The sequence below is a fragment of the Thiothrix sp. UBA5583 genome (assembly GCA_002425225.1).
In the GTDB taxonomy this organism is placed as follows: Bacteria; Pseudomonadota; Gammaproteobacteria; order Thiotrichales; family Thiotrichaceae; genus Thiothrix; species Thiothrix moscowensis.
The window spans coordinates 121,706-146,926 of record DILV01000007.1; the positions used below are offsets into that span (position 1 = coordinate 121,706).

Sequence of the window (25,221 nt, forward strand, 5' to 3'; positions counted from 1 at the left end):
TGTTGGAGTGAACTCACCGGGCGATGGGCGTAAGATGATGTTTCCTGATACATCCAATAAAGGAGACGCCTATGAAAGGAAACCCCGACATCAACCGTTCGCTCAATCTAGCGCTACGCAGCCAGTTGACCGCGATCAACCAGTATTTCCTGCACGCCCGCATGTGCAAAAACTGGGGGCTGGAAAAGCTCAACAGCAAGGAATACAAGCGTTCGATCAAGGCCATGAAACAGGCCGAGGAGCTGATCGAACGCATCCTGTTCCTTGAAGCCCTGCCCAATCTGCAAGACCTTGGCAAACTTTACCTCGGTGAAGACGTGCCAGAAATCATCGCCAACGACCTGCGCCTTGCCGGTGAAGTGGTGGCGGAATTGCGCAAGGTCATCGGTGAATGCGAACAGGCGCAGGACTACGTTTCCCGCGATATGTTGCAGGAAATTCTTGAAGAGGAAGAAGAGCAGATCGACTGGCTCGAATCCCAGCAGTGGGCGATGGATAACGCCGGTCTGCAAAATTACCTGCAATCCATGATGAACGATTAAGGAGCAAATAATATGAAAGGAAAAGACCGTGTAATCGACGTACTGAAAACCCTGCTGGCAGGTGAACTGGCGGCGCGTGACCAGTATTTCATCCACTCACGCATGTGTGACGACTGGGGTTTGAGCAAGCTGTACGCACATTACGAACATGAACGGCAGGAAGAAAGCAGCCATGCTGACGCCATCATCCGCCGTATCCTGTTCCTCGAAGGTGTGCCTGACCTCAACAATCAGGACAACCTGAATGTGGGTTCCGATGTACCCAGCATGTTCAAAAACGATCTGGCACTGGAATACCATGTGGTGGGTGCGCTGAAAGCCGCGATGAAAATCTGTGAGGAAGAGCAGGATTACGTCACCCGTGAAATGCTGCGGGCGCAACTGGATGATACCGAACAGGATCACGCCTACTACCTGGAAAAGCAGCTTGGTTTGATTGACAAGATCGGCTTGCAGAACTATTTGCAGTCACAGATGTAACCCTTCCCCCAATCCTCTGTTCAGGCACACGCGGTCGTCACGATGCAGCGCATTACCCAGACAGGGATTCTTCACTAGACATGGCTTCGCGTCTTTGTTTGAATCAGCCCCTTTTGCGGGATATTCACTGTGGAAGCCTTTCTTGTTTCAACCGGCATCGTTGCCCTCGCTGAAATCGGCGATAAAACCCAACTGCTCTCGCTGGTGCTAGCCGCCAAATTCCGTAAACCCGTTCCCATTATCCTCGGCATTCTGGTTGCCACCTTGCTCAACCATGCGGGCGCGGGTGCAATCGGCGCGTGGGTCACAACCTTGCTGGGTGAAAATGTTTTACGCTGGATTCTGGGTTTGTCGTTTCTGGCGATGGCGGTGTGGATCATGATCCCCGACAAGCTGGATGACGATGATGTCAAAGTGGATGCGACGCATTACGGTGTGTTCGGTGCAACGGTGGTGGCGTTTTTCCTCGCGGAAATGGGCGACAAGACGCAAATTGCTACCGTGGCATTGGCGGCACAGTACGCATCCCTGTTCTGGGTAGTGGCAGGTACGACGTTGGGGATGATGATTGCCAATGTCCCGGCGGTGCTGCTGGGCGACAAGATGGCGCACAAGCTGCCGCTGAAGCTGGTACATGGCATTGCAGCGGCAATTTTTGCGGTGTTGGGTGTGTTGGCGTTGCTGGGGGGATGAAAGTTGGCTTATTGCCAACCCACCTTGTCCATGATCATGACGGCTTGGGCATTGTGCTTGCCCAGTGCTGACAGGTTCAGCGCATCGCTTTTGAAGTTGCCCCAGCTTTGCAGTTCCGGGCTGGCTGCAATGCCACGCTTGGCAGGATATTCACCGTTGGTGTTGGAATACCAGCGTTGCGCGTCATCCAGTACCATGTATTCCAGCAATTTTACGGCGTTCTCCTTGTTTTTGGCGGATGCTGTCATACCTGCGCCACTCACATTAATATGCGTGCCCCGATCCGCTTGATTGGGGAAGAATACTTTTACCTTGCTGGCAGCGGCTTTTTGCGCAGTATCGCCACCGTAAAGCATTTGTGCATAGTAATAGGTGTTGGCAATCGCCACGTCACATTGTCCCGCTGCTACTGCTTTGATCTGGTCACGGTCGCCACCGCTGGGTGGCTTTGCCAGATTTGCCACCAAGCCTTGCGCCCACTGTTCGGCTTGCGCCGCGCCTTTGGCAGCAATCAGGGAAGCCAGCAGCGATTGGTTATAAATACTACTGGAGGAACGCACACAAACACGCCCATTCCATTTTGGGTCAGCCAGGTCTTCGTAGGTGGAAAGTTCGTTGGCTTGCACTTTTTCCGGGTTGTAGAAAATTACCCGCGCACGGTAGGTTAGCCCGAACCATTGATTGCCGGGGTCACGCAAATTGGCTGGAATCGCTTGGTTCAATTTAGCGGACTGGGTTGGCTGCAATGTGCCCGCCTCTACAGCACGGTGCAGACGCCCAGCATCGGCGGTAATCAACACGTCAGCGGGGGAGTTTGCGCCTTCGCGTTTGAGGCGTTCCAGTAGTGGGTCATCATCGCCGGTAATCAGGTTGACTTTAACGCCAGTGTCTTTGCTGAACGCATCCAACAGTGGTTTGATCAACTGCTCTTCACGGGCGGAATACACATTCACTTCATTAGCCAAAACTTGGGTGCTACATAGCAACAGCAGGCTGGCGATCATCTTTTTCAACATAAAATACACTCCTTCTTACTCCCCTCTCCCCTTGAGGGAGAGGGGTTGGGGGTGAGGGGGTAAAACTAAGTATCCGCCCAACGGCGAACCAGATTGTGGTAAATCCCGGCGAGTTTGACGGTTTGCGGATGCCCTGCACCGAGTTCCAGTGACAATTCCTGTATGCTCTGGTCAAGGTCGTAGAGCAGGGTACGTTGCCCGTCATCACGCACCATGCTTTGCATCCAGAAGAAGGATGCAAGCCGTGCGCCGCTTGTCACCGGGCGGACTTGATGCAGGCTGGTGGCAGGGTAAAGCACCATGTCACCTGCCGCGAGTTTGACCTCCTGTGCACCGAAGTTGTCTTCGATCACCAGTTCGCCGCCTTCGTATGCTTCGGGTTCGGCTAAAAATAGGGTGGCGGAAACGTCAGTGCGTACCCTAACGCTGGTTCCGGGTACAGTCATGACCGAACCATCGGTATGGATACCAAAGTGCCCACCATTTTCATAACGGTTAAATAACGGTGGAAAAATCTTGAGAGGCAGAGCGGCAGAAATGAATTGCGGCTTGTTCGCCAGTGCGTCAAGGATCACATTCCCCAGCTCATGTGCAACAGGTGAGCTTTGAGGAATTTGCACATTGCTTTTGACGGTAGCAGGTTGTGTGCCTGTGGTGGCTTTGCCATCTATCCACTCTGCTTGATTCAGTTTATTTCGGCAAAAAGCGACTTGTTCTTTGGTGAGAACATTGGGTATACAAATCAGCATTGCCTATGCTCCTAAAAAAATATTACCCCCTAAACCCAACCCCGCGACTCATGACCACGGGGCGGGAACCAGGACTTAAACTGTCAGATTAAAAGTCATAGGTGAGACTGACGTTGGTCGTGCGACCGGGTGCAATGTAGGTAAAACCGCTAGGATAAGAAGCATCAATGATGGTTTTATCGGTTGCGTTTTTCACATTTAATTGCGTACTCAGTTTTTTGTTGATTTTGTATTCTGCCATAACATCTAAACGGTTGGATACAGGAATAACGCGGGCATCGTTAGCGGCAAAGTTACTGCCATCAGAGCCTTTAAATTTCCCGGTATGAACGACAGTGCCGCCGAGTGCCAGTTTTGGTGTGGCTTGGTATTTGGCTTGGATGCTCGCACTTTTTTCAGCAATTGACCCTAGCTTTTTCCCAATATTAGAAGCGGTTGCTGAGTTGGTAATTTCAGTATCCATATACACGATGCCACCGGACAAACTCAGTTTTGGTGTCACGTTGCCAGATACTCCAAGTTCAACCCCATCTACTCGTACCTCACCTGTTTGCATTGGCGTATTGCTGACCACTTCAATCTTGTTCTTTTTCTCCGTGCGGAAGATAGCGGCACTGAGCGCAAGATCATCGTTGGCTAAGTTCCATTTAGTACCAAGCTCGAAACTTTTGTTCTTTTCTGGTGCAGTGTCTTTGGTGACGACATTAATCCCACCGTAGTTAGGATTGGTTGCATCCAGTGCTTCGGATGGAATATTGGATGAGGTACTGATTGAGCCGTAGATGCTGCCATTTTCTTTTGGTTTATACACAAGACCCAAATGTCCATTGGTAAAGTCTTTCTTTACTTCAACGTCCTGGTTGTTGAGTGGATTGTATACATCAGCGTTTTGGCGTTTTTCAATATCGAATTGATCCTGACGAATACCGCCAAATACTTCCCACTTTTCGTTCAGTTTTGCGGTATCCATGAGGTAAAGCGATTGTGATTTAGCGGTATTAGCCCCCGGTGCGGCAGTAAATGTGACCGTTGCGCCTGTTGCACTGTTATTGGGGTTATATAAATCCAGCGGCGTATTTGTTCCTGATACTGTTCCAGATTGGACTTTTACTTTCTCTTCAGAAACTTCTACACCAGCGACGATGTTGTGTTCCACATTATTAGAAGCGTGAAACTCATGCGAAATCATCGTGTTGTTAGCCACCAGTTTATTTTTGACGCGACGTGCCGTTGTGCCGGGTGTAACTGTCAACGTTCCACTCACATTAGCAGGATTGCTAACAATATAGTCGTTAGCCGTTTCGCCAATACGGGTTGTATTGGTAACACTGGTGTTATCCGATAGTTTGGCGTCTACTGTCGTGGTTAGGCTATCCGCACCCGTATTCCAGAAGTCACGGTTTTTGTAGCCGTAAAAGTTGTTACGATCGACATCACCATACAGTTTTGCGACGACAGCGTTATAAGGTTGACCGCGATCAGGCATTGCTTCATTTCGCAGATGGTAAAGGTCAACTTTAACATTGACTTTATCAGTAGCTTGATAGTCGGCTGCTAAAGCAACGCCATGACCTTTTTTGAATACTTCGTCACGCCCAGCAACATTTGAATCTTGCAGCATCACGTTGGCACGAATTTTTAATTTATCATTGACCACTTTATTTGCATCCAAGGTGGTGCGTTTTTCAGTGCCTAATGTCAATGTGCCACGGGTAAAGTCAGTGTCTTGTGCTTTTTTAGAAACGATATTGACCGCACCGCCCGTCGTTCCGCGTCCACCAAAGGTAGAACTTGGTCCTTTGGTGACTTCGATTTGTTCGGTCGCAAAAGTTTCACGAGCAGTCATGCCCGGCTCACGCATACCATCGACAAACGTATCACTACGAGCATCAAAGCCACGAATATAAAAACGGTCGCCTTCTTGATTGCCGTTTTCTCCCGTACCTAAGGTGATACCGGGCTGGGTACGCATCAAATCTTTCAATGCGCTGACACCCGCGTCTTTCATTTGTTCCTTGCCAACCACATTGATGGTTTTGGAAACGTTCAGCAGTGGCTCGGTGAATTTGCCATTGGCGGATTTGTCAATTTTATAGGGTGCTTCCGGGTCAGCATTCGGGTTGGAACCCGGCTCAGCTTTTTTTGCTTGAGCGGTTACGCCTTCAAGTTGGGTAACATCGGTTTTGTCTGTTTCTGCTTTTTTGGCGGATTCAGCAGCGAAGGCAGGTTGGGTGACAGCAGCCATCACGACAAAGGCAGCGGAGGCTAGGGCGATGTTGGGTTGTTCAGCACGGCTTACCGTACCCCGGATCAATACGGGCTTCTTCTGATAGCTCACGTGATACTCCTAAAACTTGAAAGGAAAATGTGTTCAGGGCATCCGTGGCTATCGGGCTATACGATGCTTGTTGGGTTGCAGATGATAATTGTTCTTCTTTTCAAGTCAATAGTCTTTGTGGTAAAAATGCAAATTATTTTTATTTGCTTGTTGCCCAATGATCTACTAGCTGGAGTCCAAATGCCTGTCAAACCGTATCTGAGTCAGATTCCCAACACCATTGCAGCGGTCAGTGATTACAAAGCCTTTGCCCGTGAACGGCTGGATGACAACGCCTGGGCATACCTGCACAGCGGGGCAGCAGATGAGATTACTTTCCGCAACAACCGTCTGGCATTTGATCAATGCGCTTTGTTGAACCGGGTACTGGCAGATGTACGCGGCGGGCATACACGCCTGGAACTGTTTGGGCAAACGTTGCAACACCCAATATTGCTTGCGCCTGTGGCGTACCAGCAACTGTTTCACCCGGAAGGGGAGTTGGCAGCAGTACGCGCCGCAGCAGCGATGGATGCAGTCATGGTCGTAAGTACCTTGGCTAGCCACACGCTGGAAGACATTGCGCACCATGCCTATGCTCCCTTGTGGTTTCAGCTTTATTTTCAGCAGGATAGGGTATTTTCTTCAAGTCTGGTGCGAAGGGCGGAAGCGGCAGGTTATCGGGCGTTGGTAGTGACGGTGGATGCCCCGCTTGCCGGTGTACGTAACCGTGAACAACGTGCAGGTTTTCATCTGCCTGATGGCATTGCTGCGGTGAATTTACGGGGGATGCAGCAATCACCCGTGACGCTGGCGCAAGGGCAAAGCGTGGTGTTCGACGGTTTGATGGCACATGCACCGACATGGCGTGATATTGAGCGGCTGCGCCAATTGACCGATTTGCCGTTATTGCTCAAAGGCATCACTCATCCGGCAGATGCACAACTGGCTATGCAACTGGGGGTGAATGGCCTGATCGTTTCCAACCACGGCGGGCGTACCCTGGATACCGTACCTGCAACACTACACGTTTTGCCCGGCATTGTCGCAGCGGTACAAGGGCAATTGCCGGTGTTGCTGGATGGTGGAGTACGACGTGGGACGGATATTGTGAAAGCGCTTGCCTTGGGCGCAAGTGCTGTTCTGATTGGGCGTCCGATGATTTACGGCATGGCAACAGCCGGGGCGCTGGGTGTTGCGCATGTGCTGCGTTTGCTATGGGAAGAGATGGAAGTGGCAATGGCATTGAGCGGATGCCGGACACTATCAGACATAACACCAAATATATTAGCCATAAATAATACTTGAAAGTATAAATACTAGCAATTATCATTTGCAAAAATTTACCTGATACCACTAGCCATCCGCCCTCTACAGCCACGGTAGCCAAGGTTCAGTAAAACCCTGTTTCCAACTTTAAAAGGTTTTGCTAATCCTATGGAATTCCTGAAACTTTATCTTGATCATCTGGTGTTGGGCACGCTCGGCTTCATGAGCTTTATCATGCTGGCATTTGCGGTGGAACGTTACATCTATTTCTGGCGCATCAAGCTGGCGGAATTCAAGCATATTGAGCTACTCAAGGTCGCCTTGACCCGCAACCTTACCAGCATTTCTAGCGTTGGCTCTAACGCGCCTTATGTGGGCTTGTTAGGTACGGTACTGGGGATTCTGATCACCTTCCACGAAATGGGACAAAGCAGCAAGTTGGATGTGAACACCATCATGCTGGGTCTGGCAATGGCACTGAAAGCCACCGCTGCCGGTCTGCTGGTGGCGATTCCCGCCATCCTGTTTTACAACGGTTTAATGCGCAAAGTGGATGTATTGGTTTCCCGCTGGACTGCCTTGCAGGATGGTCACGCATGAAACGTTTTGACCAGATCAATATGATCCCCTTCATCGACATTATGCTGGTGTTGCTGGCGATTGTGCTGACCACGGCAAGTTTTGTGTCGCAAGGGCTGATTCCGGTGAATTTACCCACTGCCGCACAAGTCAGCGAACCGTCGCAAGACGAAGATCCGCTGGAAATTGCCATCAATGACAAGAACGTGCTGTTCCTTGGTGAAGATGAAGTCACGCTGGAACAACTCGCAGAGAAACTCAAAACACAGGCTACGCCGGAAACCCTGATCGTGTTGCGTATCGACAAAGCGGCGGTATTTGAGCATTTCGTCAAGCTGATTGATTTGCTGAAGTCACAAGAGTTGAGCAACCTTTCCATACAGGCACAACAAGACCCATGAAAACCTGTCATATCAGCGGCTTTGGCATTTCTACTGCCGTCCATGTCGGGCTGGCGTTGTTGCTGATGCCGTTATTGTTTGCGGACGATAAAGTGCCGGAAGAACCGCCGGTTCTGCCGGTGGAATTGAGCATGTTCGAGCCAAAAGCACCGGAACCTCCCCCGCCACCGCCGCCCAAACCGCCGGAAAAACCCAAGGAAAAACCCAAACCCAAACCGAAGCCGGACAAGCCGGTTGAAAAACCCTTGCCCAAGCCACCAGAAAAGGACTTGCGTAAGGAACAGGAAGAGCGTGAACGCAGTAAGGAATTGCAGCGGCAAAGGGAAGAACAGCAACGACTGGAGGATTTGCGCCGTCAGGAACAGGCACGCGCCGAAGCCGAGCGTCAACACCAACAGGCACAGGAAGCTGCTGCACGGGCTGCTGCTCAGGCTCAAAACGCAGTGCCGGTTATTACCAACCCGCGTTACAGCCGCCCACCCAGCCCACCAGATTACCCGCGTCGTGCGCTGGAATCAGGCACGGAAGGTACAACCATTGTACGTGCCAACGTTAGCCCTGGTGGCAACGTGACATCCGCACGGGTGCATCAGTCGTCCGGCAACAGCTCGCTGGATTCGGCGGCGGTGAAAGCAGTGCGCGGCTGGTCATTCGTCCCTGCCACCCGTGGCGGGCAAAATATCGAATCCATCGTGCAAGTGCCGGTGAATTTCAGGATCAATTGAGGAATGCCGTGATGAAATTATTAGCCAAAACGTGTATCAGCTTTGCCATGTTGGTGATGTTGGGAGCTTGTGCCAACGATCCGGTCAAGGAACAAACAGCAGATGCTAAGCCGATCAATTATGGTTGTCGTGGTACATCGCTCAATGACTGCATGACGTTCCATACACCGGTTACAGGAGGCAAGCTTTCCCGCTGAATGATTCCATCGGGAAAACTGTGTTGGGTCATTTCAGCTTGAGCGTAGCGTCCTTGTCCATCTCTTGCGCGGAAGCCCCTTTATCCGTCACCCATTCCGCTTTGACTTTCTGGAAGCCTTCTGGGAATGCCGCAAACAATTTGGTGGTCACTTCCTTCAATTCGGCGGGTTTGGCGCAGGCAAACGTCCAGGTCACATCCATGTCACTGTGGGTTTCACCCTCCTTGTGTTCATGGTCGGAGTGTTCTTCCGCCGCTTTTTCGGCATTGCCTAACAGGGCAGAAACCACCTCGGCACTTTTGAAGGTGCATTCCGCTTCCGGGTTGATGCTGAACAGGTCTGCCCCGGCTTCCAATTTGGCTTTAGCCTCCGCCAACTTTTTCTTATCCTCATCACTGTTGGCGGCGTGTTCAAAACCGACGATGTTGGCAGCGGGGGATTCGAGGGCAATCTCCAAACCATCCACTCCGGCAGCAAGGCTCAGGGTGGCAGCACCGTGTTCGTGTGCGCCGTGTTCTTCGTGGCCTTCGGCTTCATGTTCATGCGTTTCGGTTTTGGCTTTATCATCGTGGGTTGCTTCGTGCTTGTGGTCGTCAGCGTAAACACCGCCAAGCGACAAGGCAACAAACAGGCTGAGGGTACTGATCAAAATGTGTGGAAATTTCATATTGTTCTCCGGTTTTACTGATTTTCGAGGGTTTGTGTGAAAGAAGACAGCAAATTGCTGACAAAGGTTTCATCTAGGTCAGAGGTAATAAAGACGAAACGGCTGCGCTGGTCGTCATCAGGCCAGCGCGGCAGTTCCACCGAGGGGTAAAATAAATGTTGCACTGCGTGCAGCACCACCGGGCGAGCGGGGTATTCCTGCACATTGACGATGGCTTTCATGCGCAACAGGCGGTGGCTGCAAAAGCTAGACAGCGTTTCCAGCGCATCCGAAACCCCTTGCCAAGGCAGCGGCTGCTCGAAGGTCAGCGAAAAGCTGCGGATGCGACCATCAATGCCGGGGGCGGCGGGTAGGCTGGGGTTGCGGATGCCGGGACGGCTGGGCGCAACGGGCGTGACCAGACGGAAACTGTCCGCCGCCAGCCACTGCTTCGCCTTGACCGGCTCGGACTGGTGGTAGGCACGCAAGCCAAACACATGCTGCGGGTCTACATCGCCGTGCAGCACGGGGACAATCGGGGCAGACGGGTTAAGTTTGGCCAGACGGCTTTCAAGCTGGGCAATCTTGTCCGCATCGGCGAGGTCAGTTTTGGTCAGCAGCAGGCGGTCGGCGGTGGCGACCTGCCGCACTGCCTCGAAATGCACATCCAGTTGCCCATTGGCAAACACCGCATCCACGGTGATGACGACCCCATCCAGATAATGCCGCCGCGCCACCCAGTCGGAACGTAGCAGGGTTTCCATCACCGAAGTCGGGTCGGCAACGCCAGTCGTTTCGATGATGATACGCTCATACGGCGGCAATGTGCCGTCACGCCGCCCCATCCACAGGTTTTTCAGGGTGGGGACAAGCGAACCCTGGATTTCACAGCAAATGCAGCCACCGTTGAGCAGTGCCATCGGCCCCGGCGTGTCGCCGACCAGTTGGTGGTCTAGCCCGATGCTGCCGAACTCATTCATAATCACCGCCGTCAACGGCGGTATGCGCAACAATCGTTCCCAGAATGACGGTTTCAACAGGTTATTGAGGACAGTGGTTTTGCCGCTGCCCAGAAAACCGCTGAGGATGGTTATCGGAAAGCGGGTGTCCACCAAGTCATCCGGGTGTTGCTGTGTGGTTGGGGTCATGCTTAGGTCACTTCGCTGCCAATGCCTGATACAAGGTTTCGATATTATGCTTCATCATTGCCAGATAAGTCCCGGCGACACCATCCGCAGGCGACAAGGCATCCGCATACAATGTCCCACCTACTGTTGCGCCACTTTCAGCCGCAATCTGTTCAAGCAAACGCGGTGATACCATGTTCTCCACAAAAACGGCGGTGATCTTTTCAGCACGAATCTGCTCAATCAAGGCAGCCACATCTTTGGCAGTCGCCTCCGTTTCGGTGTTAATGCCTTGTGGGGCAAGGAATTTAAGCTGGTACGCCGCCGCAAAATACCCAAAAGCATCGTGACTGGTCACAACACTACGGCGATCTTCGGGTAATTTGCCTATGGTTTCGGCAAGTTGCTGTTCCAGTGCAGCCAATTGTTGCAGGTAAGTATCGCGGTTGATGGCATACACCGCACTGCCTACCGGATCAGCATCCTGCAAGGCACGAGTAATATTCTGGATGTACGTTTTGGCGTTGGCGAGATTTTGCCAAGCATGGGGATCAACCCCTCCATGATTATCCCCATCAGCTAATGGCAAGCCGGTAATGCCTTCTGTCGCGGTCACAACCTTGCCTTTATAACCGGATGCTTCGACCAGTCGTTCCAACCAGCCTTCAAACCCCAAGCCATTGACGAACAGAATATCCGCCTGTGCTACTGTTTTCGCATCGGCAGACGTGGGTTGGTAAACATGCCCGTCACTATCAGCCCCCACCAGCGTGGTTAACTGGATGCGTTCCCCGCCAACCGCCTTGACCATATCCCCCAGAATGCTGAAAGTAGCAACCGCCTTGAGTGGGGCTTCCTCGGCATGAACCCACGGTAGCCATGTCACCAACAAGAGCAGCAGGCAACACCGTAACCATTGACTTAACATCCTATTTTCTCCTTAATCACTGTAAAAACTGTCGGACAGAATCGACCTTGCCACGCTGCGGGCGTAACGCAAACAGGGCCGACAAGATGTACATCCCCCCCAAACTCAGGATGATGGTCGGGCCTGAGGGCAAGTCAAAATGGAAAGACATCAACAAGCCAAGCCAACTGCACAACATGGCTACCGTCACCGCCAATGCCAGCATCGTACCTAATTGTTGTGTCCACAGACGGGCAACGACAGCGGGCAAGATCATAATGCCTACAGCCATCAACGTTCCCAGCGCATGGAAGCCCCCCACCAGATTCAACACCACCATGACCAGAAACACCACGGGTGTCCAAACCCCAAAGGTACTGACCGAACGGCAATAAGCGGAATCAAAGCATTCCAGCACCAAGGGACGGTACAAAACCGCCAAAGTCAGCATAGAGAGCGTGGCAATGCTCGCCACCAGCAACAATGCCGCATTATTCAACGCCAATACTGACCCAAACAGCACATGCACCAAATCCACACTGCTGCCCTTGCTAGAAATAATCAGTACGCCCAAAGCCAATGACACCAGATAAAAAGCAGCCAAACTGGCATCTTCCGGCAAACGGGTTAGCCGTGTCACCATGCTGGTTAGTACCGCCACCACCATACCGACCACCAACCCGCCTAGCGTCATCGCAGTCAAGGATAAGCCCGCCAACAGATAACCGACGGCAATACCCGGCAGAATGGCATGTGCCATTGCATCCCCGACCAAACTCATACGTCGCAATAGCAGGAACACCCCAAACGGCGTTGCCCCCAATGCCATTGCCCACGTCCCCACCAAGGCGCGTTGCATAAACACATAATCCGCAAAGGGCGCAAACAGCAGGTCATACAGCATTAGGCAACCCACCGTTCTGACTGTTGCCCCAACACCTTTGCCGTGTTTCCGTATACGGCTTGACCGTCTGTCAGCCATAAGGTAGCGGGGAAATACTGGCGCACCAGCCCCCAGTCATGTAACACCGTCAGCACAGTACGCCCTTGTTGATGCCAATGCTGGATTAGCTTCAGCAGATCAAGGGTGGTGTTGGTATCAATGGCATTGAATGGCTCATCCAACAGAATCACCGGCGCATCCTGTAGCAACAGGCGGGCAAACAATACCCGTTGCATCTGTCCGCCGGACAAACGGGATAATGTGCTGTGTTGCATCCCCCCCATCCCCACTGTTGCCAAAGCGTCGGTAATTTTGTGTTCCTGTGCTGGTGAGACACCGCCAAAAACACCAACCTGCCGCCATAACCCCATTGCCACGCAATCATGCACATCCATGGGGAAGTTCTGCTCCAACGCCACCCGTTGGGGCAAGTAGGCAAGGTCGCGCCATCCAAACCCCTGCAAATGGATACTGCCGCTCATGGGTTTAAGCTCGCCCATCAATGCTTTCAGCAAGGTGGATTTGCCTGTGCCGTTTGCGCCAACCACCGCGAGCAATGCCCCGCGTGGCACGCTTGCCTCCAGATGCCGTAGCACTGCATGTTTCCCATAACCCAGCGTCAGGTCATGAAAGCTGATAGCGGGCGGATTCACCATAACACCCATCCAACCGCCAGCCACAAAAGGGCAATCAGTAGTGTCACCAATAACAGGCGATAGCCCAGCCCTGCGGTCAACAAGCTATGGTTGAGGTAACTATTGTGTTTCATCGTCTGGCTCTTGGTACATTTCTATAGCAGCATCCACGATCTTATAGCCTGCGTCGGCAAGATCAGTTTTGGTGCTTTCTGTCTTAATTGTTCCAGAAACCCAAACAGGCTCATAAACTCGTTCCATACCAATGCTTTTGCCTGTTTTAGGTTTAACCAACAGCGTTTGGCTCAAGGGCGGAGGGGGCAGATGGATACACGCGCCAAAATAGGGCACTAATAAAAAATCGCCTACCATCCCGTTGCTTTCGTCTATTTCCAACGGTGCAACAAAGCCGGGTAATTTGATTTTTTTACCATTCATTGCCGGATTGACTGGGGCAGTATTTAGCTCAGCCTGCATTTTCTCCATTACGGCTTCTTCTGCCGGGTCGCCTTCCGGGATGGCATCAATTTGGGGTTGGTATTTTTTTACGATGTCTTCCAGCCCGTGCCCCGGTAATTCCAGATTCTCCCAGGCAATTTTTGGGTATTCGTCGGCGGGTGATGCGGCTGTGCTGTCTGAGCTTGCCAATTGCTGGATTTTCGTCCCTAGCGCGGGAGCATTTGCGGGCAAGGTGGTTGTCTCTGTCTGCCTACCACTTGGCGCTGTTTCAACACCGCAACCTGACAGGAGTAGGGACGAAATCACGAATAAGCAAGTGCAGTATTTCATGAAGGTTGGGACTCATTGACAACAACGCTGGCAGATGCCGCATCCACGTCAAAATAGAAGCAGTTGGAGCGCAGGGCGTGACAAGCGCCGCCACCCTGTTGATCCACCAGACACAACAAGGCATCGCCGTCGCAATCAATCCGCATGGTTTTGAGTGTTTGCGTATTACCGCTGGTTTCCCCCTTGACCCAAAAGGCTTGCCGGGAACGTGACCAGTAAGTCATTTTGCCGCTGGAAAGTGTTTTCTGGATGGCTTCGCTATTCATCCACGCCATCATCAACACCTGCCCGGTATCATGCTGTTGGGTGATGACCGGAATCAGCCCTTGCTCATTGAACGTCAGGTTGTCCAGAAAGGTATCCAGTGGAAACCGTGTCTCACAAGAGCTGGTCTCAATGGACTGGAAAAACGCTTTTTGCATGACGGCTTACCCTGCAAACTGGCGTTGCTGGATTTCACGGTAGGCTTGCGCTTCCAAACTCAAGGTTGCCGTCGGGCGTGCCAGCAAACGCAGCAAACCAATTGGTTCACCGGTTTCTTCACAATACCCGTAGTTGCCGCTGTCAAGGCGCTCCAACGCCTCATTGATCTTTTTAAGCAATTTGCGTTCGCGGTCACGGGTACGCAATTCCAGCACATGTTCTTCTTCCAGCGTGGCTTGATCTGCGGGGTCGGGCAGCAATTCGCTTTCGCGCAAGGATTGCATGGTCTCTTCGCCACGATTGAGAATTTCTTGACGCATGTCCAACAAGCGTTGGTGGAAAAACGCCAGTTGTTGCGCGTTCATGTAATCGTCTGGCGGCATTGCCAGTAATTCAGCTTCAGTCATCATTACTCCCACACCGGAATCGGGTCAGGGAAACGTTTCCAGCCTTCCGACCCCAGTTGCATTTCGTCGTCATTCAGCAAGGCGCTGTCGAGTGCGGTGGTGATGCGGGCTTGATCCAGCCCTTGCCCAATGAAAACCAATTGCTGGCGGCGGTCGCCATAATCGCCCTCAAATTGCGCCAGAATGTGTTCACGGTATTCCGCATCATCCGGCCAATCATCACGGTGAACAGCCGCCCACCAGAAACCCGCTTTGCCCAGCCGCAGCAAGCCGCCCGCCTGTGACCATTCGCCCGCGCTGTGGTGGCGGGTCGCCAGCCAGAAATAACCTTTGGAGCGCAGCAACGTACCGCCGCGCAAACCATTGTCCAACACATCTGCCAACCGTTGAGGGTGGAATGGGCGGCGGGCGCGGTACACGAAACTGCCGATGCCGTATTCCAGTGTTTCGGGGTTGTGTGTGCCGCGCAATTCCTGCAACCAACCGGGTGCTTGTGCTGCACGTTCAAAGCTGAAACGCCCAGTATCAAGGATTTTATCCAGTGGTGCTTGCCCAAAGGTCACGGGGATAATCTCGGCTTCGCGGTTGAGTTGACGTAAGGCGTGTTCGAGACGGGCGCATTCTTCTGGGGAAACCTGATCGGCTTTGTTTAGCAAAATCACATCAGCAAATTCCACCTGATCAACCAACAATTCCGCCACGCTGCGCTGATCGTCTTCGCCCAACGATTCGCCAACCTCTTGCAAGGAACGGGCACGATCCAGCTCCCGTGGGAAATTGGCGGCATCGACCACCGTCACCATCGTGTCGAGGCGGCTAATCTGGGACAGCGATTGCCCGTTTTCATCTTCAAAGGTGAAGGTTTCCGCCACGGGCATGGGTTCGGAAATGCCCGTGGATTCGATCACCAGGTAGTCGAATTTGCCTTCCTGCGCCAGCCGCCCGACTTCCAGCAGCAAGTCTTCGCGCAAGGTGCAGCAGATGCAGCCGTTGCTCATTTCCACCATTTTTTCTTCGGTACGCGACAGTTCCGCGCCGCCGGAACGCACCAGTTCGGCGTCGATATTTACCTCCGACATGTCGTTGACGATGACGGCAACGCGCTTGCCTTCGCGGTTGTTGAGGATGTGGTTGAGCAGGGTGGTTTTGCCTGCGCCGAGGAAGCCGGAAAGCACGGTTACGGGCAGGCGGTTGTCAGTGGTGTTGTGCATTATTGAAATCCGTATCGCAACTTAGTTGCATTGGATTGTAGTGAGGTCGCTTTATGTTTGCAATTAAGTTGCACTTTGACATCCCTTTGCAGGGTTGACCCGACAGAAGTGTGCCTTCTCATGCTACTTGGGCAGCTTCGGTTAGTATGGTGTTTGCCTTTACCAACAATCCACCGGTGCTAGCGATCATGTCATATTCATCCAAACTTGCTGCTGAGTCCTGCGTCACAAGCCTCGATGCGTTTGTGCAATTGGCTGATTATTCCCTGATGGACACTCTAAATGCCGATCCTGACGCTAGCGACGATGGTCATGATCACCGTGCCCGCCAGGTGTTTTCCGGGCATTTCGTACCCGTGACGCCGACACCGCTTCCAGAACCGGAATATGTCACCCACAGCAGCACTTTTTTTAAGGAACTCGGCTTGGGCGATGAGCTGGCGCTGGATGAAAAGTTTCGCCAAGTATTTTCCGGCGACCTGTCTGCAACGCAAGCGCCTATGCGTCAGGTGGGCTGGGCGACGGGTTATGCCTTGTCGATTTATGGCACCGAATATACCCAGCAATGCCCATTCGGCACAGGCAACGCTTATGGTGATGGCAGGGCAATATCCGTGTTTGAAGGCATCATCAATGGTCAGCGTTGGGAAATGCAATTGAAAGGTGGTGGTCGAACGCCGTATTGCCGGGGTGGCGACGGGCGTGCGGTACTGCGCTCCAGTGTGCGGGAGTTTCTGGCGCAAGATTATATGCACGCTTTGGGTGTGCCGACATCGCGCTCTTTGACGCTGTATGTTTCCAAAACCGAGACTGTTACCCGACCCTGGTATTCCCAAGACTCCCACTTCACTGACCCCGATATTATGGTGGACAATCCTGCGGCTATTACAACGCGCGTTGCCCCCTCCTTTTTGCGCGTTGGTCAGTTGGAGCTATTTGCCCGCCGTGTGCGTCGTCATGCGCATCCAACAGCATTGGAAGAGTTGCGCATGATCGTGGCGTATCTGATTGCGCGGGAATACAAACGCGACATCAATCAGAACCTTGCTTTTACAGAACAATTGCTTGTGTTGGCTAAACTGTTTCGCCAGCGCCTTACTTCGCTGGTGGCTAATTGGCTACGTGTTGGTTACTGCCAGGGTAATTTTAACAGTGACAACTGTGCCGCTGGCGGCTTTACCCTCGACTATGGCCCTTTTGGGTTTTGTGAAATTTTTGACCCTGCGTTTCAACCTTGGACTGGCGGCGGTCAGCACTTTTCATTTTTCAACCAGCCAGCCGCAGCAGAAGCCAATTATCACATGTTCTGGAAATCTGTGAGGCCGCTGCTGGCAGAAGATACCGAAGCGTTGGAACAGTTCGATCAAGTACGCCACGATTTTGCAGAGGTGATGCAAGCGCAGATGCAACAGATGTGGGCAGCCAAACTTGGCCTGACTGAATTCCATCCAACGCTCTTCAAGCAGTTGGTGCAGTTGATGACTGACTCAGAAGTGGACTACACCCTTTTCTTCCGGGAGTTATCTCATATCCCGGATGATGTTTCAGCCTTGAAAAAAAGCTTTTATGTTAAAACCTCACCACAACTTGATGCGCAATGGCAGTCTTGGCTAAAAGGCTGGCGCGACCTCGTGAGCAACGCTGGCAATTTGGCTGAGGTGTCAGCAAAAATGAAACAGATCAACCCCAAATATACATGGCGGGAGTGGTTGATTGTTCCCGCCTATCAACAAGCGATGCAGGGTGACTACACGTTGGTCAAAGAGCTGCAAGCAGTATTTAGCCACCCCTATGATGAGCAATCACCAGCAGTGGAAGATAAGTACTATCGCCTGAAACCCAAGGCGTTTTTTAACGCTGGCGGGGTGTCGCACTATAGCTGTTCCTCTTGATCTGGCATAACAACCGAAAAAGCGTTATACGTGCATTTGTCAGACAGGCAAGTCCACTATAAAACCTGCTTTTCCAGCACTTCCCACACATTCTCCAGCACCTTGGGTTGCGCTTCTGCCGTGGGGTGCAAGCCATCCGCCTGCATCAAATCCCAGTTATCCGCTACTCCTTCCAGCAGAAATGGCACAATCGGTGTGTCATATTGCTTCGCCAGTTCCGCATAGGTGGCTTCAAACTTGTCGGTGAAGACAGTGCCGTAGTTGGGAGGTAACTTGATCCCCACCAGTACCACCTTGGCTTGCGCTGACTGTGCCAGCTTGATCATCTGTTCCAGATTGCTACGCATGGTGGCAAGGTCGATACCGCGTAGCCCGTCATTCGCACCCAGTTCCAGCAGCAAGTAAGCAGGCTGGTGTTGCTTGAGTGCCTCCGGCAGGCGGGTCAAGCCCCCGGCAGAGGTTTCACCGCTGATGCTGCCATTCACCACGCGGTATTTGTCTCCCAGTTTCCCTTGCAACAGGCTGACCCAGCCCTTGTCGACCGGAATGCCATACGCCGCGCTCAGGCTGTCGCCCCATACCAGCAGTTTGGGTGACTCGGCAGCGAAAACCACAGTAGAGGACGGTAAAACACCCAGCAGGGCGAAGATCAGGTACAGTACGCGCAACATCAACGGAATTCCTTACAATATGAACAACACAGCCATTCAGACCAACAATCTGGTGAAAACTATCCCCCAGGCAGGGCGTGATTTGCAAATTCTCCGTGGTATCAGCCTGCACATTGACAAGGGCGAGTCAGTTGCCATCACTGGCATGTCCGGTTCCGGCAAGAGTACCTTGCTGGGGTTGCTGGCGGGGCTGGATTTGCCGACCAGTGGCACAGTGCAACTGTTTGGGCAATCGCTGGATGGGCTGGATGAAGACCAGCGGGCGGCATTGCGGCTGGGCAAGGTGGGATTCGTGTTCCAGTCGTTCCATTTGCTGGAAAACCTGACAGCGCTCGAAAATGTCATGCTGCCGCTGGAATTGAACCCTCCCACCCATCCCGGCCTTCCTCCGCAAGGGGGGAGGGAGCAAAGAGCCAGAGAAGCGCTGCAACAGGTAGGGCTGGGCGAACGTTTGAGCCATTTCCCCAACCAGCTTTCCGGCGGGGAACAGCAGCGGGTAGCATTGGCACGCGCCTTTGTGACCCGTCCGCAAATCCTGTTCGCGGATGAGCCGACCGGCAACCTTGACCGTGCGACTGGGCATGAAATCAGTGATTTGCTGTTTGCCTTGCAGGAACAAGTGCAAACGACCCTGGTGCTGGTGACGCATGATGAAACGCTGGCAGCACGGTGTCAGCGGCATTACCGGATGGAAGAGGGGAGGCTGGCATGAAGCACCTGCTCTTGCATTGGCAGCAGCGTTGGCGGATGCCTGAACTGCGCCTGTTGCTATTGGCACTGATGGTATCGGTTACGGTAGTAACGACCGTCGGTTTCTTTACCAGTCGGGTGGAAAATGCCATGCAGGCGCAAGCCCGTCAGTTGCTGGGGGGCGATCTGGTACTGAGTTCCGCCCGACCGCTCGACCAGACTTACTTGCAACGCGCCCAGCAACTCGGGCTGGCAACAGCGGAAACCATTACCTTTCCTAGCATGGTCAGTGGCGGTGACAAGTTGCAACTGAGCCAGCTCAAGGTGGTGTCACGCACTTACCCGTTACAGGGTGAACTGAAAACTGCTGTTGTCCCTGGTGCTGCGGAGCAGGTAGTCAGCGGGCAGCTTCCTGCCAGTGGTGAAATCTGGGCAGAAGCCCGTTTGTTTGCCGAACTGGGTGTGCAGCCGGGAGCGCAGGTGCAACTGGGCAAAAGTACATTCACGCTAGCGCGGGTACTGACGCAGGAGCCTGATCGCAGTAGTAACCTGTTCCAGCTTGCTCCGGTGGTATTGATGAATCTGGAGGATCTACCCGCCACCGGCTTGCTCACGCCAGCCAGCCGCGCCAGTTTCAACCAGTTGTTTGCCGGGGAAGGTAACGCGGTGAAGCAGTTGAAAACGGCGTTGACCCCACTGCTGAAACCGACTGAACGTATCCGCACCCTGGATGAAGATTTGTCATCGGTGCAGCAGACCTTGCAGCGTTCCGGGCGCTTTCTGGGGTTGGCAACGCTGTTGAGTGTGGTACTGGCGGGTGCTGCGGTGGTGTTGACTTCCACCAGCCTGATGCGGCGTGAATTGCCGGGGGTGGCGGTACTGAAAGCAATGGGCATGTCACGTCGCCAAGTGTTGCAGGATCAGGCGTTTTCTTTGTTGCTGACGGCTTTGCTGGCGGCAGTGATCGGCATCGGATTGGGGCTGTTGTTGCAGTTTGTGTTGGCAGCTTGGCTCAGCCAGTTTGTAGGCAAGGATTTGCCTGCACCCAGCCTGTTGCCCGCACTGAATGGTTTGCTGACGGCAGTGGTGCTGTTACTGGGTTTTGCCCTGCCGCAGTTGCTGCGGCTGGTGGATACCTCGCCGATGCAGATTTTGCAGGGGGCGTTGCAGCGCCCTCGCCAGTCGGTCTGGGTGATGCTGGCAAGTTTGCTGCTGGCAGTGTTCGGGTTGTTGTGGTTGCAGGCTTCCGACCTGAAATTGGCAGCCATGTTGCTGGCAGGCTTGCTGGTGGGGATCGGGCTGTTCTGGGCGTTGGCACGACTGGCCTTGCGCCTGATGCAAACGCTGGGGCGCAAGTGGCAAAGCCGCTGGCTACCTTCACTCGGGCGTTCACGTCGGGCAGTGTTGCTAGTGGTGGTGTTTGCGACCGGGCTGTTTTCCCTATTGTTGTTGACTACGGTACGCACCGATCTGCTGGATCGTTGGCAGGAAGCCTTGCCCGCTGATGCACCTGACCATTTCCTCATCAATATCCAGCCCACCGAGGTAAATGCATTGGAGCAGTTTTTCGCGGAACGCAAGATCAAAACCCGCTTGTATCCGATGGTGCGCGGGCGCTTGGTGGCGGTGAACGGGCAGCCGCTTGACCCTGACAAATTCGAGAATCCGCGTGCGCAGCGTTTGGCAGAACGTGAATTCAACCTGTCGTCTTTCGCAGAGTTGCCAGTCAGCAATGCCTTGCTGCAAGGGCAGTGGTTTGAGCGGGGTGTCACGGGGTTTTCCATCGAAAAAGGCATTGGCGAAACCCTGGGCTTTGGTATGGGCGACCAGTTGACCTTCGACATTGCCGGGCAACGCCTGACCGATACCGTCAGCAGTGTGCGTGAAGTGCGCTGGGATAGTATGCAGCCGAATTTCTTTGTAATTGCAGCACCGGGTAGTTTGGGGGAAATGCCCAGTACCTTCATCACCAGTATTCATCTGGGTGAGCAGAAACTGCTAGTGACAGAGCTGATTCGCCAGTTTCCGAGTGTGACGGCGATTGATGTGGGGGCGATTGTCGGGCAGGTGCGTTCGCTGGTCGGTCAGGTCAGCATGGCGGTACAGGGCATTTTTGTGTTCACCCTGATTGCCGGGGTAGTAGTGCTGGTGGCTGCTTTGCAATCGCAAAAAGCCGAACGGCGGCGCGAAATCGCCATCCTCAAATCGCTGGGGGCAGGGCGGGCGGAATTGCAACGGCGCATTTGGGGCGAGTTCCTGCTGCTGGGCGGTCTGGCAGGGTTATTGGCGGGCTTGCTGGCACTGACCGCCGGAAATCTGTTCGGCTACTACTTGTTTGACCTCGACCTGAAACTGAACCTGTTGCCGCTGTTGATAGGCGGTGTGGCAGGCAGTGTGCTGGTGGGGGTGACAGGCTACTGGAATCTGCGCGGCTTGCTGGATGTGCCACCGATGTCATTGTTGAAAGCCTGAACGCTTGTCGCCTGCTGGTCGTTTCCTGCCTGTGTTGCTGCTACACTTCCCGCATATAACATGTTTAAAAATAACAGCGGATTCACAGTTTATGGCAATAGCGCAGCAGGAAGCGCCAACTTCCAGGTTCATTCCTCTTTCTGAAAGCAAGGCCAAGGCTTGGGTGGCAGCTCTGCCGCTGGCTGATCCTGGCGAAACCACCCGGCGTGTGTTTCATGGTCTGGTGGATTTGAACCGGCGGGCGTTGACACCGCAAACTAGGCTGGCAATCAGTGAGTTGCTGCGTCCGGCTGTGGACGTCGCGCTGGAAAACCTGCAACGCCATCTGGTGGCACGGGCTTTCCCCCTGAGCCGCAAAAGCCAGAAGATTTTTGAACTTACCCAGTCGCTGATGCTGGAATTTGCTGGCTCTTGGCAATTGACAGCACTGGACATCCTCACCAAACAGGATGGCAACAAAAAGGCTCTGCAAACCGCTATTTACCGGGCGCTGGATTACATGGGGCGAGTGTTGTTGCTGACCTATTCAGTCTATATCCGTACCCGTGAAACCTTGTGGCATGACATCCATCATCTGTACCTGCTGGCAACCGAACACGGGCTGGATCAGTTGCCGATGAAGGACGCTGTTGCCGGTGCGCCGAATATTGAGGCACGTTATATCCAGATGAACCTGCTGGCGCTGGCAAAACCCTATAGCCTGCGTCAGGGTGAGGCTGCACGCCTGACGCAGTATTTTGCCCGTCATACCTCACTGGTCACGATTACACGGGAAGCGGATGAGCCGTTGGGCAAGTATGTCCATGTAGTGGTGCTGAATAATGATGAAGCAGCGGTGATGATGCCCGCCAGTGACCTGCCACATTCGCCGACGGTGCGGGTACTGAACCTGAATCCCCTGCTGGAACTGATGGATGGGCATATTCGCAAACTGGAAGTGGATGGTATCCCCGCCATGATTCTGCACGATGGCTTGAGCCGCAATCTTGCCAAACGGGTGATTTTTCACTTGAGTTCGGTGCGTAATCGTAGTTTCAACCGTTTTCCGCAAAAGGAAAAGGTCGGCATGGTCACGCGCATGAGTGATGTACTGGCGGTGATCCGCGACATCCAGAAAGCGGAAGTTAGTACCGAAGAAGAAGACATGCTGTTTAACGTGTTCGTTTCCAGTGACTATGATTCGGAAGAGGATGTCAAACAGGCAGTGATTGCCCAGGCCAGTGATGATGAAGGCGCACGTGTCCAATCTTGGGCAGTCATGAATACCAGTGTTGGCGGTTATGGTTTGTGCTGGAGAGACACGGAGGAGTCAGGGGCGCGGGTGGGCGAAATCGTCGGTTTGCGCGACATGGGCAAGGAAAACTCGGTGTGGATGATTGGTGTCATCAAATGGATGGAGTTCGTGGGGGGCAAGGGTTTGTGCTGCGGGGTGGAATTGCTCTCCACCAAGGCGATGGTGCTGAGTGTGTTGCAAGTGACCAACCGCAGTTTGCGCCAGTCCCTGCCGGTAGATGGCCTGATGTTGCCCAGTGTGGAAGGTGCTCGCCCTGACCCGGCACTGGTGTTGCCTGCCTACATGTTCCAAGTAGGTGATGAGGTGAAACTGGAGTTTGCCGAACGCGAGGAAAAGGTGCGCCTGATCCTGCTGGATGAATGTCTAGGAGCGTTTGCCTATTTCCGTTTTACCACGTTGGCAGAGAAAGTGGTGGAAGAAGAAGAGGACGATTTCACCTCCTTGTGGCAATCCCTCTAACCTCAAAACAGTTTGTCTACAACTAGCACGCGATAATCGGTGTTTATGTAGGTTTGCCAGTGCCTGATGCGTATCTTCTGTAAGTATGAAAAAGCAGAAGATACAGTGTGTCATTATTGACCGGGATGTAGAAGTAACCGCCTCGCTGGATGCGGCGTTGCACGATTCCGACGTACTCCTGGATATGGAAACGGTTACGGCGGTACAGCAGATTGTGCCCGCTCTGGGCAAGAAGCCGCATTTGCTGTTTTGCCCGCAAAGCCGGAACGGCGAGGGCAACAAGACGTTGCTGGATGCTTTGCAGCGGTATTCTCCTGATACCTTGTTGGTGTGGGTTACACGTGATGAATGGCAGGGTTTGACCACCTGGCTGAGCGGGGTGGAATCCTGCACCTTGCCACTCAATGACGTGGACTATTTCCGCCAGTACGTCGATTTCCTGCTGCATTATTCCGGTATCAAACAGGAGTTCCGCCAGTGCAAGCATTTGCTGGGGGTTGCCGAGTTGCGCTGCCACTGGTTGGTGGATTACTCGTGGGAAGCCATAGCCTATGTTTCGCAGGGAATGCACCTGTATGCCAATAATGCCTATGTGACTCTGTTTGGTTTCGAGTCACTGGCAGAAGTACGTTCCATGCCGGTTGCTCATCTGGTGGATACTGCCGAGCGCAAGGTGTTTGAAACCATGAGTAAGGCGGCGGATGATGGCAACAAGCCTTCCAACCGATTGCTGACCACCTTGCGCTGCTTGAGCGGGGAACGTTTGCGGGCGGAAATCCGTTTCATTCCGGCAGTCCTGAAGGGCAAACGTTGCACCCAGTTGCATGTGCGTCCGCTAGAACGGCATGTACGGGTCAACCCTGAGCTGCATCGTGAGGATAACCCTTGGGAAAAGACCGAGCAGCGCTTGCAGGCCATGCCCGAACCGGGAATGCCAGTGGCAGCGCAGATTGCACCTTTGCAGGTACAACAGGCGGAAATCAAGGCAGCACTAACTCCATCAGGCATGAAAATGGTTTTCACCCAGACCATGCGCCTGCGCCAGCGTTTGCCAGAGCTGTTTGTGGCGGAGCCGGTATTCCAGCAACAGGACGGACAGATGGTGACGCATGATGCCTTGCTCAAACAACTGGGCCAAGGTGATGGGCGTTTCCGTCTGGATTACTGGAGTGTAGGGCAGGTTGCGCTGAAACTGTCTGCTGAAAACGCTAAACCTTCCGGTTATCTGATTTTTGTGTCAGTTGGAGAGGCTATTTTCAATAATGAACTGCGTTTGAAGCGGTTGCTTGAAGTGCTGAATGCCTCGCCTGATGCTGCCTGTCAGATTGTGCTGGGTGTGCAGTATCAGGTTTGCAGCACTCATGTCAGGCAACTGCCGGGTGTTGTCAGGCAGTTGAAAGCCACGGGTGTCCATTTGGCTATAGATGGTGTCAATGATGACGAGCTGGCAGTCAAACTGGTGCAGGCAGTCAAACCGGCTTTCGTGCGTTTGTCAGCAGCGTTGTCAGAACGGCTGGCTCGTAGTACGGAAGCTGCCCGGCAATTGCACAAGCTGGTGCATCGTCTGGGCGAAACCAGCAGGGTGATTGTCGGTGGCGTGAATGAAGCCGCCGCCCTGAATCTGGTGTATGCAACCGCTGCGACTTACGTAGAGGGTGAAATCACCCAGCAAAAATGATTAAAAATT

General features: G+C 53.3%; 26 protein-coding genes. 13 read left to right on the top strand and 13 right to left on the bottom strand.

The window, feature by feature from the left end:
- Nucleotides 1–71: 71 nt before the first annotated feature.
- The 3 genes from bfr (B2U47_RS01795) (at nucleotide 72) to B2U47_RS01805 (ending at nucleotide 1,715) form a co-directional block, all read left to right on the top strand.
- The gene (gene bfr, locus B2U47_RS01795; protein WP_296677296.1) at nucleotides 72–542 is read left to right on the top strand and encodes a bacterioferritin; all 471 of its coding nucleotides are present in this window, start codon (nucleotides 72–74) and stop codon (nucleotides 540–542) included.
- A 12-nt stretch (nucleotides 543–554) separates the two neighbouring features.
- The gene (gene bfr, locus B2U47_RS01800; RefSeq protein WP_296677295.1) at nucleotides 555–1,022 is read left to right on the top strand and encodes a bacterioferritin; all 468 of its coding nucleotides are present in this window, start codon (nucleotides 555–557) and stop codon (nucleotides 1,020–1,022) included.
- Between the two features lie 129 nt (nucleotides 1,023–1,151).
- On the top strand, nucleotides 1,152–1,715 hold the full coding sequence (locus tag B2U47_RS01805) for a TMEM165/GDT1 family protein (RefSeq protein ID WP_296677292.1): 564 nt from the start codon (nucleotides 1,152–1,154) through the stop codon (nucleotides 1,713–1,715).
- 8 nt (nucleotides 1,716–1,723) lie between these two features.
- Here the strand turns inward: B2U47_RS01805 and B2U47_RS01810 are convergent, their stop codons facing one another.
- From B2U47_RS01810 to B2U47_RS01820, 3 genes are all read right to left on the bottom strand, one after another.
- Nucleotides 1,724–2,731 carry a Fe(3+) ABC transporter substrate-binding protein gene (locus B2U47_RS01810; protein WP_296677289.1) on the bottom strand — a complete coding sequence of 336 codons (1,008 nt, stop codon included), beginning with the start codon at nucleotides 2,729–2,731 and terminating at the stop codon, nucleotides 1,724–1,726.
- 65 nt (nucleotides 2,732–2,796) lie between these two features.
- Nucleotides 2,797–3,480 carry a Fe2+-dependent dioxygenase gene (locus tag B2U47_RS01815; RefSeq protein WP_296683318.1) on the bottom strand — a complete coding sequence of 228 codons (684 nt, stop codon included), beginning with the start codon at nucleotides 3,478–3,480 and terminating at the stop codon, nucleotides 2,797–2,799.
- An 88-nt stretch (nucleotides 3,481–3,568) separates the two neighbouring features.
- Nucleotides 3,569–5,818 carry a TonB-dependent receptor gene (locus tag B2U47_RS01820; RefSeq protein WP_296683315.1) on the bottom strand — a complete coding sequence of 750 codons (2,250 nt, stop codon included), beginning with the start codon at nucleotides 5,816–5,818 and terminating at the stop codon, nucleotides 3,569–3,571.
- 180 nt (nucleotides 5,819–5,998) lie between these two features.
- Between B2U47_RS01820 and B2U47_RS01825 the strand changes: the two genes are divergently transcribed.
- The 5 genes from B2U47_RS01825 (at nucleotide 5,999) to B2U47_RS01845 (ending at nucleotide 8,968) form a co-directional block, all read left to right on the top strand.
- On the top strand, nucleotides 5,999–7,105 hold the full coding sequence (locus tag B2U47_RS01825) for an alpha-hydroxy acid oxidase (protein WP_296683311.1): 1,107 nt from the start codon (nucleotides 5,999–6,001) through the stop codon (nucleotides 7,103–7,105).
- Between the two features lie 129 nt (nucleotides 7,106–7,234).
- Entirely contained in the window at nucleotides 7,235–7,666 is a 432-nt protein-coding gene (gene exbB / locus B2U47_RS01830; RefSeq protein WP_296683308.1) for a TonB-system energizer ExbB, read from the top strand.
- The gene (locus tag B2U47_RS01835; RefSeq protein WP_296683304.1) at nucleotides 7,663–8,046 is read left to right on the top strand and encodes a biopolymer transporter ExbD; all 384 of its coding nucleotides are present in this window, start codon (nucleotides 7,663–7,665) and stop codon (nucleotides 8,044–8,046) included. Before exbB ends, B2U47_RS01835 begins: the two co-directional genes overlap by 4 nt.
- Nucleotides 8,043–8,771 (top strand): energy transducer TonB, encoded by a 729-nt coding sequence (locus tag B2U47_RS01840; RefSeq protein ID WP_296683295.1) that lies wholly within the window; start codon nucleotides 8,043–8,045, stop codon nucleotides 8,769–8,771. The genes B2U47_RS01835 and B2U47_RS01840 overlap by 4 nt, the downstream gene beginning before the upstream one ends.
- 11 nt (nucleotides 8,772–8,782) lie before the next feature.
- Complete coding sequence (locus B2U47_RS01845; RefSeq protein WP_296683291.1) at nucleotides 8,783–8,968, top strand: hypothetical protein; 186 nt, start codon at nucleotides 8,783–8,785, stop codon at nucleotides 8,966–8,968.
- 28 nt (nucleotides 8,969–8,996) lie between these two features.
- Here B2U47_RS01845 and B2U47_RS01850 read toward each other — a convergent pair whose 3' ends face one another.
- The 9 genes from B2U47_RS01850 to zigA all read right to left on the bottom strand — a co-directional run bounded on the left by B2U47_RS01850 (nucleotide 8,997) and on the right by zigA (nucleotide 16,056).
- Nucleotides 8,997–9,635, bottom strand: coding sequence for a ZrgA family zinc uptake protein (locus tag B2U47_RS01850; RefSeq protein WP_296683288.1), 639 nt, complete (start codon nucleotides 9,633–9,635; stop codon nucleotides 8,997–8,999).
- Nucleotides 9,636–9,649: 14 nt separating this feature from the next.
- Nucleotides 9,650–10,762, bottom strand: a complete 1,113-nt coding sequence (locus B2U47_RS01855; RefSeq protein ID WP_296683284.1) for a CobW family GTP-binding protein — start codon at nucleotides 10,760–10,762, stop codon at nucleotides 9,650–9,652.
- 7 nt (nucleotides 10,763–10,769) lie between these two features.
- On the bottom strand, nucleotides 10,770–11,669 hold the full coding sequence (locus B2U47_RS01860) for a metal ABC transporter substrate-binding protein (protein WP_296683279.1): 900 nt from the start codon (nucleotides 11,667–11,669) through the stop codon (nucleotides 10,770–10,772).
- Between the two features lie 16 nt (nucleotides 11,670–11,685).
- A complete protein-coding gene (locus B2U47_RS01865; RefSeq protein WP_296683274.1) occupies nucleotides 11,686–12,552 on the bottom strand; it encodes a metal ABC transporter permease in 867 nt (288 codons plus the stop codon).
- Nucleotides 12,552–13,247 (bottom strand): metal ABC transporter ATP-binding protein, encoded by a 696-nt coding sequence (locus B2U47_RS01870; RefSeq protein WP_296683269.1) that lies wholly within the window; start codon nucleotides 13,245–13,247, stop codon nucleotides 12,552–12,554. The genes B2U47_RS01865 and B2U47_RS01870 overlap by 1 nt, the downstream gene beginning before the upstream one ends.
- A gap of 99 nt (nucleotides 13,248–13,346) precedes the next feature.
- A complete protein-coding gene (locus tag B2U47_RS01875; RefSeq protein ID WP_296683265.1) occupies nucleotides 13,347–13,874 on the bottom strand; it encodes a DUF3299 domain-containing protein in 528 nt (175 codons plus the stop codon).
- Nucleotides 13,875–14,011: 137 nt separating this feature from the next.
- Nucleotides 14,012–14,437, bottom strand: coding sequence for a phosphoribosyl-AMP cyclohydrolase (gene hisI, locus B2U47_RS01880; RefSeq protein WP_296683261.1), 426 nt, complete (start codon nucleotides 14,435–14,437; stop codon nucleotides 14,012–14,014).
- Between the two features lie 6 nt (nucleotides 14,438–14,443).
- Complete coding sequence (gene dksA / locus B2U47_RS01885) at nucleotides 14,444–14,848, bottom strand: RNA polymerase-binding protein DksA (RefSeq protein ID WP_349675731.1); 405 nt, start codon at nucleotides 14,846–14,848, stop codon at nucleotides 14,444–14,446.
- Nucleotides 14,848–16,056, bottom strand: coding sequence for a zinc metallochaperone GTPase ZigA (gene zigA / locus B2U47_RS01890; protein WP_296683256.1), 1,209 nt, complete (start codon nucleotides 16,054–16,056; stop codon nucleotides 14,848–14,850). The genes dksA and zigA overlap by 1 nt, the downstream gene beginning before the upstream one ends.
- 146 nt (nucleotides 16,057–16,202) lie before the next feature.
- Here zigA and B2U47_RS01895 point away from each other — a divergent pair, with 146 nt between their 5' ends.
- The gene (locus B2U47_RS01895) at nucleotides 16,203–17,948 is read left to right on the top strand and encodes a protein adenylyltransferase SelO (protein WP_296683249.1); all 1,746 of its coding nucleotides are present in this window, start codon (nucleotides 16,203–16,205) and stop codon (nucleotides 17,946–17,948) included.
- Nucleotides 17,949–18,004: 56 nt separating this feature from the next.
- Here the strand turns inward: B2U47_RS01895 and B2U47_RS01900 are convergent, their stop codons facing one another.
- Nucleotides 18,005–18,619 (bottom strand): arylesterase, encoded by a 615-nt coding sequence (locus B2U47_RS01900; protein WP_296683246.1) that lies wholly within the window; start codon nucleotides 18,617–18,619, stop codon nucleotides 18,005–18,007.
- Between the two features lie 19 nt (nucleotides 18,620–18,638).
- Here B2U47_RS01900 and B2U47_RS01905 point away from each other — a divergent pair, with 19 nt between their 5' ends.
- The 4 genes from B2U47_RS01905 (at nucleotide 18,639) to B2U47_RS01920 (ending at nucleotide 25,212) form a co-directional block, all read left to right on the top strand.
- Entirely contained in the window at nucleotides 18,639–19,331 is a 693-nt protein-coding gene (locus B2U47_RS01905; RefSeq protein ID WP_296683242.1) for an ABC transporter ATP-binding protein, read from the top strand.
- Nucleotides 19,328–21,781 (top strand): ABC transporter permease, encoded by a 2,454-nt coding sequence (locus B2U47_RS01910; protein ID WP_296683239.1) that lies wholly within the window; start codon nucleotides 19,328–19,330, stop codon nucleotides 21,779–21,781. The genes B2U47_RS01905 and B2U47_RS01910 overlap by 4 nt, the downstream gene beginning before the upstream one ends.
- Nucleotides 21,782–21,872: 91 nt before the next feature.
- Nucleotides 21,873–23,534: a hypothetical protein gene (locus B2U47_RS01915; protein ID WP_296683236.1), complete on the top strand. Its 1,662-nt coding sequence runs from the start codon at nucleotides 21,873–21,875 to the stop codon at nucleotides 23,532–23,534.
- 85 nt (nucleotides 23,535–23,619) lie between these two features.
- Complete coding sequence (locus B2U47_RS01920; RefSeq protein WP_296683233.1) at nucleotides 23,620–25,212, top strand: EAL domain-containing protein; 1,593 nt, start codon at nucleotides 23,620–23,622, stop codon at nucleotides 25,210–25,212.
- Nucleotides 25,213–25,221 lie beyond the last annotated feature (9 nt).